Origin of the sequence: Gulosibacter chungangensis, assembly GCF_008831155.1 — a bacterium.
In the GTDB taxonomy this organism is placed as follows: domain Bacteria; phylum Actinomycetota; class Actinomycetes; order Actinomycetales; family Microbacteriaceae; genus Gulosibacter; species Gulosibacter chungangensis.
Genome location: NZ_WBKB01000009.1, coordinates 123743 through 136538, shown reverse-complemented (window position 1 = coordinate 136538; position 12796 = coordinate 123743). Strand labels below are relative to the sequence as shown.

Sequence of the window (12796 nt, the reverse complement as noted above, 5' to 3'; positions counted from 1 at the left end):
GATCGGATTGGGCATGGAGCACGAGCTCTACGGCTCTGGATTTCAACTCTTTCGAGTACTTCGCTGGCATGAGTAGGAATCTCCCTTTGATTTGGTTCCTACCCTCTATCAAACACGGGACATCACAAGCTTTGCTTCACGCGCTGCTCGTACTTCCTCCCACTTCTTCGCCATCGCGTCCGCCTCTCCCAGAAACCTGTCTGTGCACAGGCCACTGCTGTGAGCAGGGCCTGCGACTACCAGGTACGCCGGGAACACATGAGCCACGAGCGGAAGTCAAAGTACGGGACGACCGCCAGGAACAACACTGAACCCAACAGTCCTTACCGTCCTACCAGCCAAAACCAGCACCAGGCAGCGGTGCCGCAGAAGACGTCCCGAAGGACGCCAGAGATGTCCAGTTCCCGGTCACTTCTCGGCGCGGCGCATCCGGCGATATTCGCTCGGCGTCATACCCACACACTCCTGGAATGCCTCATTGGCACGGCTCCGACTCGCCCACCCAACCCTGCGGGCAGCGGCATCGATGGTGAGATCAGTTTCACGCAGCAGGTGAGCCATCTCCTCAACCCGAAGCATCGTCAAATACGCCAACGGCGTCTTACCGTAAGTCTCGGTGAACACTCGTGAAAGTTGCTTCGGGGATAAATGCACCCGAGCCGACAAGACATCCAGCGTCCAGTTCATGGCGATATCACTGGCCAGAGTAGCGCGAGTTTGATGGGCCTCATCTCTGGCCGGTGCGAACCTTCGGCACCTGGGTAACGTCGGGCGGGCATGCGCGCGCTGCGAGCGGCTTTGACGTATCGGCGTGACCTTCAGGAACGGACTGACCACGTCAGCGATAGCGAACCACAGTGCCTGCATGCGATGGAAATGATGCGCGAATCCGCCATCGATGCTGCGCGCGACGAGCTCGTCTAGCCACGGCATCAACATGCCAGTGCGGTCTTCTCCAAGCCGAAGCACTTGAGCAGGCTCGCTATAGAGAGCCTTGGTGAACCGCTGTGCATCTAAACGATCGCGCAGCAGCCAAGCGTTCTGCCAGAACACCTGATCGATCACAAAGTCCGTGTCAAGGTAGATCGTGGTGGTGGTGATATGACCTTCCGGTTCACTGCCACAGAGCACATTCGCGCCCAACACGACAATGTCACCGACCGTGACGATCCGTTGCCCGAACTCGCTGAATAACAATGCGCTGCCGTCCCGGACGACGATGACCTTAACGCAGTCGTACGTCACCGGGCCAACCGGACGATGCATCGTCCGAGTACTTGCAACAAGTGGCGAGAAATCTCGCTGCCCACCCCAACCCAACACAGCGCATCACGGCCCGTCACGCCACAATCGGGCATCCAAGTGGAGGGGGCGGAGCGCAGCACACCGACCAGCACCGGCCCAGTTACCGTAAGCTGCTAGCCGATCGACTGCTCGATCGCCGATAGATTGTCGGCACCAGCTGTGTCTGACGCTCGCAGGCAGAAGGACACAAAGGCCAGGACATCGCAGGTACCACCCCCCAAAGTCGAGCGCTCATGTCCCTGCCACCGTCCTGCCCGGCGCGATCACGGGGCCGGGAAATCTGACGAGCAGCACCGACGTACTCACAACGGCGACCAGCAACTGATCGGTCGTGTTCAAGTTCATGCACGCGCGGATCTGACTCGTGTCAGCGACGGCCCAAAAACACGGGATGCCGGTCCCGTCGGGATCGTCGTTATTCTAGGGAACTGGTCGATGAGGTTGTAAGCGATCGTGCGGGCGTAGGAGTCTCGGCGAAGACTGCCGACAAGGATGGAAATGTTTCGGATCACGCTATGTCTTTCAGTGAATGTGTGAGTGCAGGGTGGGTGATTTTGTGTGTCAGAAGTCCCAGTTCTCGTCGATACTGGCGCTGAGGGGCGGAATCCCGCGAGTTCTCTACTATCGCGTACCGCTCGTGCCATCTGCGTGCCACTCTTGCGTGGAGCTCCATTTTCAGTTGAGATGAGTGACTCGCGTACCCAAGTCTACGCTTGTCTACATTGGTGAAACGTGGCTGTCTGTGGTCTTTGCATGACGGTTGCCGTGCAGGCGCCGCGCGAGGTGCGCGGGGGTGAGCAAGACCATCCAGGCGAACTTGCAGGCGTTCCAGAACATCAGGAACCCGAGGAACGCAAACAACAACGCTCCGCCGCGATCGAGAATCGTGAAGCAGAAACCGAACGCAAAGAGATAGGCGACTGCTAGGGATAGCCCGAGAGCAACTCGTTGCAGACTGCCGACTACCCGAAGACGTCGCAGGAGGAGATTCGTAGGTGCGAAATATAGGAACGCGTGGACAGCAATGCCGACGTTCCATGCGGCTCGAATCATTGGGCACGCAACCTCTCACTGACCGGGATGGAAGGTCGGTAGCGGCTAGGAGAGTGATGTCCGCGCCCGGAGTCGGGAACGTTGGCTGTTTGTCATGGCCAACCAGAAGTTGTGATTGCTACCACTCCCATTCTACTTTTCCCTCCTCTTCTTTCAAGGGAAACCGTCTCAGAGCCGCGGACCACTCTGCTGTTGAGCAGGTGCAGTACGGACTCCTAGTGCCGCGGCGAATCGGGCAGCGTTCGCGACAGCTTGCTGCGCGCGGACGGCGTCCATGCTTTGATTGCGGTTCCGCGGAGGGTCGCCGAGAGGCCGATACGGGTCGGTGGTGCCATGTCGGTCTCGATAGGCGGTGATGGTACGCAGATTGCGCATCCACTGGTCATGTGCCGCAGGCCGCACGGGTGGGGTACCGAGGGATTCGATCCAGCGTGGCCGGTCACGCACCGCTTGCTCGGCGAGGGCCTGGGCGCGTTGCTCGATGAGAACGCGGCGCTCCTCGAGCGCCTGCTGGGTGAGCGGGTCCGTGTCGCTAGTGAACTCGTAGATGAGTCCTGCGATCATCTTCGCGGGCTGGCGCGCTTGGGTGCTACCAGTCGCATTGGCGGTTGCAGCCCTAAGGCGCTGGAGAATCACCGCGGCGAGATCGTCGGCACCGGCTAAATGACGAGACGCGATGAGCGCGGGTACCAAGCGTGCGATGTCATAGTTCTCCGCCTCCGCACGGCGCAGCTCCGCGGCAAGCGCCCCGTAGGCATCGGATTCAGTGATCGCGTCGACCTGGTCCGTGGTGAGGGGGGACGCTTCGAGGATATCGAGCCAGTGGTCGTGCTGTGCGTGGGCGACGATGGTGTCGTATTCTCCGGCGAGCTGCGCAATAGAGGTCCAGTGTTCGTGTTCGGCGCGGAGAAGTTCGTGAGCGGACTTCTCCGCACTCTCGTGGGCAAGGACGCCGGCGAGAACGCCTCGGGCGGTAACGTCGGGCTCGGGATGCTTCTGGTGTTCTTCGAGAGGGAACTGGTCGATAGCGACGTACGCATGGTTGGCTTCGCGGCCGCGGGTCATCGCGACGTAGAGGCTCTCGCGGGTCATCTGGGGTGAGTGGACGATCGCGTGTGCGGTGTCGACGGTGGCACCTTGTGCACGGTGCACGGTGATTGCATAGCCGAGGTCGAGGTTGTGGGTCGCGTAGTCGGCAGGGAGACGTATGGCGCCGCCGAATCGGGTTCCCGCACGGCGGACGGTGACGGATCCGTCGGCGTGGATGTTGGTGATGCGCCAGCGGTCGCCATTTCTGACCCAGCGAGGTCCTCCTGTGCTGAGTCGGCGGTCGTTCTTCCGGGTGATAACAAGGTCGCCTTCGCTGGCTTTAGTGCCAGAGGAGAGAGTGATGCTGGCTCCTGCGCTGGTGTGGCCGGTGAAGATGCGGTCGGTGCGCGCCCGGATGTTCAGGGTGGTGACGGTTTCGAGGGTTTCGGCAACGAGGATGCTCTGTTTGCCGCTTCGCATGTCGCTCTGCCAGGCGAGGTAGGCACGTTCGGTGATGTGCTCGTAGCTCCCTGCGGTGAGGCGATCATGGGCGTCGTAGTCGTCTATGACGGATGGTTCGCCGAGGCGGAGGCGGAGGGAGGCGTGTTTCTCCCACGGGTTTCGGAATCGTCGTACGTCGTGGAGTTCGGGGGTGTGGTCGAGGTCGCGGGCGAGCATGCCGAGCGCTCCCCCGGCTTCGACGGCGCCGAGTTGTGCCCAGTCGCCGACGAGGACGAGTTTCGCACCGGCCTGTTCGGCGTGCGCGGCGAGACGTGACAGTGCGATCGTGCCGGAGAGGGAGGCCTCGTCGACGATCATGAGCTGCCCGCGGCGCAGCCGCCATCTGCCTGCGTCGTGTTCGTGGAGCCACTTGACGGTGTTCTCGGTACGGATGCCGAGGTCGGCAGCGAGCACCTGCGCGGCGTCGGCGGAGCTGGCGAGCCCAACCACACTGTTCTTGCCGTGTGCGAGCTCCCACGCGCGGCGCAGGGAGGCGAGCGTCGTGGTCTTCCCGGTGCCTGCCGGGCCGATGAGCACATCGACGGTGCGCGCGGAAGTGGCGATGACAGTGATCGCTGCTGCTTGGTCGGCGCCGAGCCTGCGGCCCTTGCGGTCAGTTCTGCGGGTGACGCCCTCGAGCAGGTCATGCGGCACGAGGGGTGCGATGTGGGTGTGCGCCAGACGTAGAAGGAGGTCTTCGGCGTCGAGCATCTGCTGGGAAGTGTACAGGGTGCCGTGTTTAATGCGGAAGGTGCTGCTTCCGTCAGAGCGTTGAAAGTGTGTGGGCGATACGGCCAGCTCTGGCGGGGAGAGCTGCACGGATGCGGCTTCCGCCCGGTCAGAGATCAGGCCAGTGACCGCTTCCCGATCGGTGATCGATGCGAAGCGGATCCCTTTGAGAAGTCTCGAGGCTTCGGAGTGAAGGTTCCATCGCTTCCAGGTCGATCTGGACTCCCCGACGGTGGTGACCACGCGCTGCGCGATGTCATCTATGGTCTCCAGTGGGATGTCGTCTGCTCGCAGGAGCGGCTGCGGGGTGGTACTGCTGATGGCTTGTTGCACCCAGTTGCTGGCGTCCTGCCCGAGCACGCTGGTGGCGCGGACCCGCCACCGTTCGGTGAGCTCCGCGAGGGCGTAGACCTGCTTGTAGGGGCGGGTGGCGAGGGTGGCTTGGGCGCGGAGCCGGATGATGGTCTTGCGTGACGGGCGGCGTCCGTGCTGCTGCTCGTAGTCGGCAATGAGTTCGTCCGTGCGGGCATTGATCGCTTGGGAACGGGAGGAGAACTCCTCGATGAGGGTGTCGGGGATCCCGGTGATCTCCCACGCCGATGCACGCCTGGGGCCGCGGTCTCTGGCTTCCCACCCGATGCCGAAGTCACGGGTGAGCTGATCGGCGAGGGCATTGTTGTAGTGCTCACTGAGGGCGACCACCGCGGCGTGCATCGGTCTGCCATCGATCGCACGCCACTTGCCGTCATGGACGCCCTGGACACGGTTCGCGATGACGAGATGCGTGTGCAACTGTGGCTCGTTCGAGCGGGAATCGTAGTGATCGAACGCTGTCGCGAGCACGCCGGTGACTTCGACCTGCGCGAGACCGTTGTGCCCGACCCTGGTCATCACGACATCCCGTTCGAGGAGATCCAGAACCTGTGCCATCGCCTGGTGGTGGGCGCGGGCGATGAGCGCCTGGGTGCCTCCGTCGGCGACCGCCCACCACACACTCACCGATTTCGGTACGGAGAACGTGTAGTCGTAGCCGGCGACTGGATGTCGTGTCGGGCGTTGCCGTTCTTCCGTCTCGATGAGTTCGAGCTGCTGTTCGCGTTCCGCTTCTTCGAGGGTGTCGGGGAGTGCCTGGGTGCGGCGATCGATGCGCTCCTGCCGGGTCAGGAATGAGCGGTAGGGGGATCCGAGCGGTTCCCCGGTCACCGGGTGCCTGCCTTCTCCGATCAGGAACCGCAGCTGTTCTTCGGTGACTTCTGCGTCAGCGGTGATCGTGGATCCTTCGAGGCCGGTGAGTGCTGACCCGGCCCAGAACCCGGGCGGGCTGCCCTTCTCCTGGTAGTAGCGGGTCAATGCGTCAGTGAGGTCACGGTTGCCGTCGCCGGTGACGACGCTCTTGAGGAGGTAGCGGTAGCCCTCCCCCGCTGACATCACGCGCATCGACACCGTCACACCTCATAGGTGCGCGCTGCTTCCACCGGCGACGGGTGGGAGGGGCGGGGCACCTGCTCCTGATGGTGCTCTGCCATCACCCCAAGGAGACGGGCTGCCTGTCTCGTACAGCACGCAGGAGGAAACGGATGAGCGTCGAAGTGCTCCACACGGATGCCGCACACGGACCAGGGGCGGGGTATCCGCCGGGAAGGGCGCTGGCCCGGTGGGTGGCGATGCTGCTCACTGGGCTGCTCATGATCACCGGCCTCGCACTCGGGTCCGTATCCCCAGCGCAGGCGGCGACACCTGGGCCCGGCTTCGGCGACCCGTACGGGTCGAACGGGTCGATCGGGGCGTTCATCGCGAACGACGGCACCCAGGTGTACTGCATGGACCTCGGTGCGGCAGCGCCATGGGGGAATACCACAGGACCTGTGACGGTCGAGGAACTGAACTCGCACAGCGGTTTCAACTTGAGCGCGACGGAGCTGGCGAAGCTGAACTACGTCATGGCGATGTGGGGGCAGTCCGGCGATCCGCACGTCACCGCTGCGGTGCAGTTGTATGTGTGGTCGGTCGCAGACCCCGTTCCCTACAACAGCCACGGCATGTCCGGTGACGACTACTACGTCGCCCGTGCTCCCGCGGCGAACCGTCCGCAGGTGCTTGCGAACCTCGCCCAGATGCGGGCGCAGGCGAACGCGAATCATGCGGTCAACCCGCAGGTGTCGGTGTCGATCGACATGGCCGACCAGTACCAGGGAACCCTCACCGTGTCGGCGTCGCCTTCGTCGCTGTCTGGGACGGTGACGCTCTCGAATGCGGTGTTCGCCAACGGGCAATCCACCAGGGCTCTCGGTGCTGGCAGCTTCCCGATCACCGGCACCCCCGCCGACGGGGCTCCCTCCTACCGAATCGAAGCATCCGCAACCGTGCCGGCTGCGGGGCTCGGCGCACGGGTGCACCTCTACGACACCCCCGGACAGCAGCGGCTGCTCGGCGGGGCATCCCCGATGGGGCTTGACGCACACGCCCGGACCCCGGTGATCGAGCTGGACTTCCAGCCCACGATCACCACTCAGGTGTCCTCCCGGTACGTTGCGGAGGGCGACACGTTCGCCGACCAGGTCACCGTCGGCCTGTCCAAAGGCACCTGGATCCACCTCAACGGCACCCCGGTACCGGTGAACGCGGTCGGCACCCTCTACGGGCCGTTCGACGAGCAGCCCGCCGAAGCAGACGCAGCCCCCGCGGGTGCGCCGATGGCCGGGCAGGTGGAGCTGACGCTCACCGGCGCGGGCGTGTATGACGTACCGGCGACGATCACGGCTCCCGAGTCGGGGTTCTACACCTGGGTGTGGGAGATCGACAAGAACGCACAGGGGCAGTACGCGAAGTACCTCACCGACTCTGTGCGTGACCGCTTCGGGTTGGTGCCGGAGACCAGTATCGTGCCGTTCCAGCCGATCGCGGTGTCCGAGGCCGATCAGCGGCTCGTCATTCCCGGCGACACGGTGACCGACACGATCACCGTGTCCTCGAGCAACGGCGCCTGGTTGAAGATCGGTGGAGCGCACATCCCGGTGATCTTCGAAGGCACCCTCTACCAGGTGCCCGGCACGCTCCCACCCGCCCAGTCCCCCACCGTCGACCCGTCCGCGGTGCCGGTCGGCGAGGTGACCGTCACTGCGGACGGGCCCGGTGTGTACACGTCCCCGGAGGTGATCGTCCCGAATGCGGGATTCGTGACATGGGTATGGCAGGTGCGTCTCGCTGCGCAGCCGGAAGAGCTGCGGGACTACCTGGCCGGTGACTGGATCGACGAGTACGGCATCCCAGTGGAGTCGACCAGCGTCCGGCATCCGATCGAGACGACCAGCCAGTTGCGCGAGTACAACGTCCACGAGGGTGGGCGCGCGTTCGACACGATCATCGTCTCCGGGTTCCCCGACAACCACCCCGACTTCAAGGGCGACGGCTACTGGGGAGCGGATACCAAAACCATCACGCACACCGCGTACGGGCCGTTCGCCACTGATACCGTCCTCACCGACGACCTCGATCTCACGGATGCGCCGGTGCTGACGCGCGTGGACACCCCGGCGAGAAACGGGGTGTACCAGATCGGGTACACCGACGTGGACCGGATCACACCGACCGAGCCGGGATACTACGTGATCGTGAGCTCCTTCGACGGTGACGACCGGGTGCACCCGTACCAGTCGTCGCCAGCAGATATCCGGGAACGGTTCTTCGTCCCGGAAGAGCCCGAGTACGAGGCTCCGGTATCGGTGATCACGCAGGCGACGCCGTCGGCACTCGTCGGGGAGCCGTTCGAGGACACCGCCCTCGTGCAGGGCACAATCCCCGGGGGCGCGTACCTCGTGTTCCGTGCCTACGGGCCCGTGCCCGCTGATGAGGCACCGCTGTGCGAGGCGGAACCGTTCTACGTCAGCGACGAGATTCCGGTCACGCAGCCCGCCGTCTATTCCTCCGGCACGACATCTGTGGAGTCGGCGGGGAACGTGTACTGGGTCGAAACGCTCTACGACGCCGACGGTGAAGTGCTCTCCGAAGGCGCCTGCGGGGCGCCCGGTGAGACCACCGTCGTGACCGAGGGCGAGAAGCTCACGGTGACGACGAAGGCAGTCGCGAACGTGGTGCTTGGTGAGCCCGCGCACGATGTCGCGATCGTCACCGGCCCGGTGCCCGAGGGCACCACCCTCGTGTTCGAGGCGTACCGGCAGTACGGCGACGAGGCGGTGTGCGAGGTGGACAATCGCGTGTTCGACACCTGGGAGTCTCCGATCGCGGTGACCGGGCCAAGCGAGTACGCCTCCGCCGAGGTCGTGTTCGACAAGGTCGGCACCTACTTCTGGATCGAGACGTTGCTCGACACCAACGGGGAGAGCATCCACCGTGGGCTCTGCGGTACTCCGGGTGAGACGACCGTCGTCAGTGAAGTACCGGTGACTCCCGAGACCCCCGTGGAGGAGACCCCGCAACGGGAACTCGCGCAGACCGGGGCCGACGGGTGGCTGATCGGAGTCGGTGCCGCTGCAGCGCTGAGTCTCATCGCTTCCGGCGCGGTGCTGCTGTTCGGGCGCCGTCTCGCCCAGCGCCGCGAAGCTGCTGAGAACGCGGAAGGGGGTGAAGAGCCCGAGTTGGTGACCCTCGAGGACCTGCTCAACGAGTAACTTCAGAAAGATAGCCACTCGTCTGCTGAGGCGGCCCAGCATCCTGCGAAAGGAGTGGGGCCGTCACAGCGGACCTTCCTGTGCGGCAAGTGGCATCCCGACCCCACCACGAAGAACGCATGTTCTCTTGGATACGTGTCACCTCTCGGAGCGTGAGGTACATCTGACCGAGCTAGCTCTTCGGCGAGTCAATCCGGCGCTATGTCGGTGTCTGGGTTGTCTGCGAGCACTCAGGACTCTCTGAAGGCCGTCTGGGTTCTGGCATGCCGTCTGAGGCCGCGGTGAAGCCGAAGCTGATGGGTTTAAAGCAAGCCACGGCGTCAGACATGGTTCGGAGGCTCACCGAGCAGGCCCTTTGTGAGCCTGCTCCCTATGGTGTCGCGATTCTGACTACGCAGGGCCGGGAGCATGCGGTGGCGATGGTGCGCAGGCATCCTTTGGTCGAGACACTCCTCGGGGAGACGATGGGGTATCGATGAGGCCGTGCGCATGACAAGGCTGAGATGTTCTAGCACGCCGCATCCGGTTTCATGGTCGATCGTCCTGATGAGCTACTTGGCATCCTGATCACGGCTCAGACGGTGAATCCATACCTCTGCGGGAAGCGCAGTCACACGACTCAACGCGATCCACGGGGCAAGCAAGGACGGAACTAGCGACGTGGCAACCCACGAGCGAAACGGGCGCGACCTTCGTGCGCAAGGTGCGGGAGTCTAGTAGCCTGCACTCCAGGCATACCCGCCGAGTGGTGTGGCGGAACTTGTTTCAGTGGATGCTGACGCGGTGCGGCATCATGGGCGACAGCACTCCATGAGCTCTGCGGCGGTGGGAGCCGGTTCTGCGAACCTCGGTGAGGCCCACCGCGACAGGTCCTCGGTAGAGGACATGGCCCCGGCTGAGGCTCACCCGAGTCCACCTGCCGGCGCGCCAGACGGAGGCCCGCTCACTCGACTGACCGAGAAATCCGAAGGTCGCGGCCGCGAATGCGACTCCCTTGGGGAGTTGGGCGAGTTCTTCGGCCTGCTCTCCCCAGACTCGGCTGCGCACCTTGCTGACGACGTCCTGTCCAGGGTTGAGCGGGAGGGCTTTGGCGACGTCGGAGTTGCCGGCCTGCGCGAGCTCGCGGATGACCGTGGCGGGAATCTCCTCGGTGCGTGTCCATCCGCAGCGCGGGACGTCGACGGCCGCCCAACTGCGAGCCACCGCGAGGTCGGGAAGGCGCAGAGCGCGGGGGTCGATGGTCTCTGTGAGCGAGTCGACCGTGAGGTCGCATTCGAGTTCGGGGTCGGCGCGGAGCACGCGGAGCACCAGGATTAGCGGGGTGCCATCGAAGAGCCCTCGTGGGGTGAGCGCGGCGGCGTACATCGCCAAAGTGCCGCGGGAGGCTTGCAGCCGCACGGCCTCGTCGCCCACTTGCTTCGCACGTCCGGCGAAGGTGAGCGCGTCGCGGGCCGACTGCGGATCGGCCAGGATCAAGTGCTCAGCCATTGTCGTGCCGCCGCATCTAACTCGAGACCTCCTGGTACGCGAACTGCAGCATCGAATCATCGACGCCGGTGAGCACGCGCGGCTTGGCGATGTCATCGAGCACGACGAAGCGCAGCATCCCCGGCCCGGCCTGCGCGCCTCGCTGCATCATGGCGAGCAGACCGGACCACCGCCCGGCGGGGTAGGTCAACGGGAGCGAGAGCGAGGAGAGGATCTTCCGGTGCCGTTCGACGGCCGCGTCGGACAGGGCCCCGGTCATGCGGCCGAGCTCGGCGGCGTACATCATGCCGACGGCGAGGGCGGCACCGTGGCGCCACTGGTAGCGTTCGGCGTGCTCGATCGCGCGCCCGAGGGCATAGCCGTAGTGCAGCAGTTCCGCTCCCCCGCCGCCGTGCGAGAGCGCGCGGGCCTTGACCCGGATGGCAAGCTCGATGGCACGTCGGAACTCCGGGGTCGAGGGGTCGGTAGTGCGTTCGAGGTCGGACTCGAGCAGCTCAAGGATCTCGGGCTCGGCGATGAAGCCGCACTTGGCGATTTCGGCAAAGGCGGTGAGGATCTCCGCGCGCGTAAGCGTGACGGCCAGATCGACGTCGCAGACGACCGCCGCGGGCGGGTAGAGCGTGCCGACGGCGTTCTTGCCCTCGGCGGTATTCACGCCGTTCTCGCCGCCGATGGCAACCTCGACCATTGCGAGCACGGTGGTGGGGATCTGCACGAGTCGTAGGCCGCGTTGCCAGGCGGAAGCGACGAACCCGGCGAGGTCGACGACCACGCCTCCCCCGATGCTGATGACGGCGTCGGTGCGGGTGAACTCGGCCTGACCGAGGATCTGCCAGCAGAAGGAGGCGACCTCGATGCGCTTGGTCGGTTCGTCGTCGGGTACCTCGGCGAGGAGCACCTGCCCGTAGTGGGGTTGCAGCGCATCGCGCAGGTCTTCGGCGACGCGGCCGACGGCGGCCGAGTGGACGATGAGGATTTTCGCGGGCTGCGGCCCGAGCAGCGCCGGTACGCAGTCGAGGAGCCCGCGGCCGACGAGGATCGGGTAGGTGGCTTCGCCGTCGACCTCGATCACCGTCGTGGTGTCATTCGCCAGTTCCTCAGTCATGCCAGCCGGCCCCTCCTGTTCTTTCAAGGTCTAACCACTACGGGGTAGGGGTATAGATCCAGTTTAGTGGAGTGCTGCTTCAGAGCCCGAACTTGCGCACGGAAACGCGGTAGCCGGCCGTGAGCAGCATGTCCCGGCCCTCCTCTGTGATGAGGCCCTCGTGCCAGCGCGGAATCCAGACCCAGCTGATGCGGTAGGCGGGGACGACGTGCTTCAGGTGGAAGTCGATATCCTGCTCGATTCGATGGGTGAGCGGGCATTCGGGGGTGGTGAGCGTGAGCGTGAGCACGATCGTCCCGTCGGCGTCGTGCTCGATGCCGTACACCAGGCCGAGGTTCACGAGGTCGACCTCGAGTTCCGGGTCGAAGACGTAGCTGAGTGCGTCGCGCGCAGCTTGGAGCTGTCGCATTCGCTCGTCGCCGGCAGGCTCCGCGGTGGTCCGGGGCGGGGTCATGCGCCTCCTGTCGTGCTCGCGCGGTGAAACGACAGCGGGGATGCTGAGCAGCCTCCGTGAGATGCCTCGCACCCCCGCTGATCGGCGTCGTCAGGGCGACTATTCGTAAGGCCGTTCGTTCAGATGATGCCGGCGAGCTTGTCCTCGAGTGCGGGCTTCGGCATAGCGCCGACGATCTCGCGGACGACCTCGCCATTCTGGAACACCTTGAGCGCCGGGATCGAGCTGATCTTGTACTGGGCGGCGATGGTTGGGTTCTCGTCGACGTTGAGCTTCGCGATGCGGAGCTTGCCGTCCTGCTCGGCCGCGATCTGGTCAAGGATCGGCGCGAGGGCGCGGCACGGCCCGCACCAGGCTGCCCAGAAGTCGACGAGCACGGGGATGTCGCTCTGGAGCACGACCTCAGCGAAGGTCTGCTCGTTGATGGTGATGGGCTGACTCATACTGGTTCCTTTCCGCGCGGCGATCGCACGAACGTCAGGGTGATCGGGTGCATTCCCCCCA

Annotated in this window: 8 protein-coding genes; 1 reads left to right on the top strand and 7 read right to left on the bottom strand. The window is 64.6% G+C overall.

Features of this window, described 5'->3' with window-relative positions; translation table 11 throughout:
* Positions 1–408: 408 nt before the first annotated feature.
* From F8O05_RS12970 to mobF, 3 genes are all read right to left on the bottom strand, one after another.
* On the bottom strand, positions 409–1266 hold the full coding sequence (locus F8O05_RS12970) for a helix-turn-helix domain-containing protein (RefSeq protein WP_158053162.1): 858 nt from the start codon (positions 1264–1266) through the stop codon (positions 409–411).
* A gap of 756 nt (positions 1267–2022) precedes the next feature.
* Positions 2023–2358 carry a hypothetical protein gene (locus F8O05_RS12960; RefSeq protein WP_158053161.1) on the bottom strand — a complete coding sequence of 112 codons (336 nt, stop codon included), beginning with the start codon at positions 2356–2358 and terminating at the stop codon, positions 2023–2025.
* A 168-nt stretch (positions 2359–2526) separates the two neighbouring features.
* On the bottom strand, positions 2527–6054 hold the full coding sequence (mobF, locus tag F8O05_RS12955; RefSeq protein WP_158053179.1) for a MobF family relaxase: 3528 nt from the start codon (positions 6052–6054) through the stop codon (positions 2527–2529).
* Between the two features lie 140 nt (positions 6055–6194).
* Here mobF and F8O05_RS12950 point away from each other — a divergent pair, with 140 nt between their 5' ends.
* Positions 6195–9245, top strand: a complete 3051-nt coding sequence (locus F8O05_RS12950; RefSeq protein ID WP_158053160.1) for an RHS repeat domain-containing protein — start codon at positions 6195–6197, stop codon at positions 9243–9245.
* A 765-nt stretch (positions 9246–10010) separates the two neighbouring features.
* Here F8O05_RS12950 and F8O05_RS12945 read toward each other — a convergent pair.
* The 4 genes from F8O05_RS12945 to trxA form a co-directional block, all read right to left on the bottom strand.
* Positions 10011–10733: a hypothetical protein gene (locus F8O05_RS12945; protein WP_225735910.1), complete on the bottom strand. Its 723-nt coding sequence runs from the start codon at positions 10731–10733 to the stop codon at positions 10011–10013.
* Positions 10734–10749: 16 nt separating this feature from the next.
* Positions 10750–11838, bottom strand: coding sequence for a 3-dehydroquinate synthase family protein (locus F8O05_RS12940; protein ID WP_158053159.1), 1089 nt, complete (start codon positions 11836–11838; stop codon positions 10750–10752).
* Positions 11839–11917: 79 nt separating this feature from the next.
* Positions 11918–12292, bottom strand: coding sequence for a metal-sulfur cluster assembly factor (locus F8O05_RS12935; RefSeq protein ID WP_158053158.1), 375 nt, complete (start codon positions 12290–12292; stop codon positions 11918–11920).
* Positions 12293–12411: 119 nt separating this feature from the next.
* Positions 12412–12735: a thioredoxin gene (gene trxA / locus F8O05_RS12930; RefSeq protein WP_158053157.1), complete on the bottom strand. Its 324-nt coding sequence runs from the start codon at positions 12733–12735 to the stop codon at positions 12412–12414.
* Positions 12736–12796 lie beyond the last annotated feature (61 nt).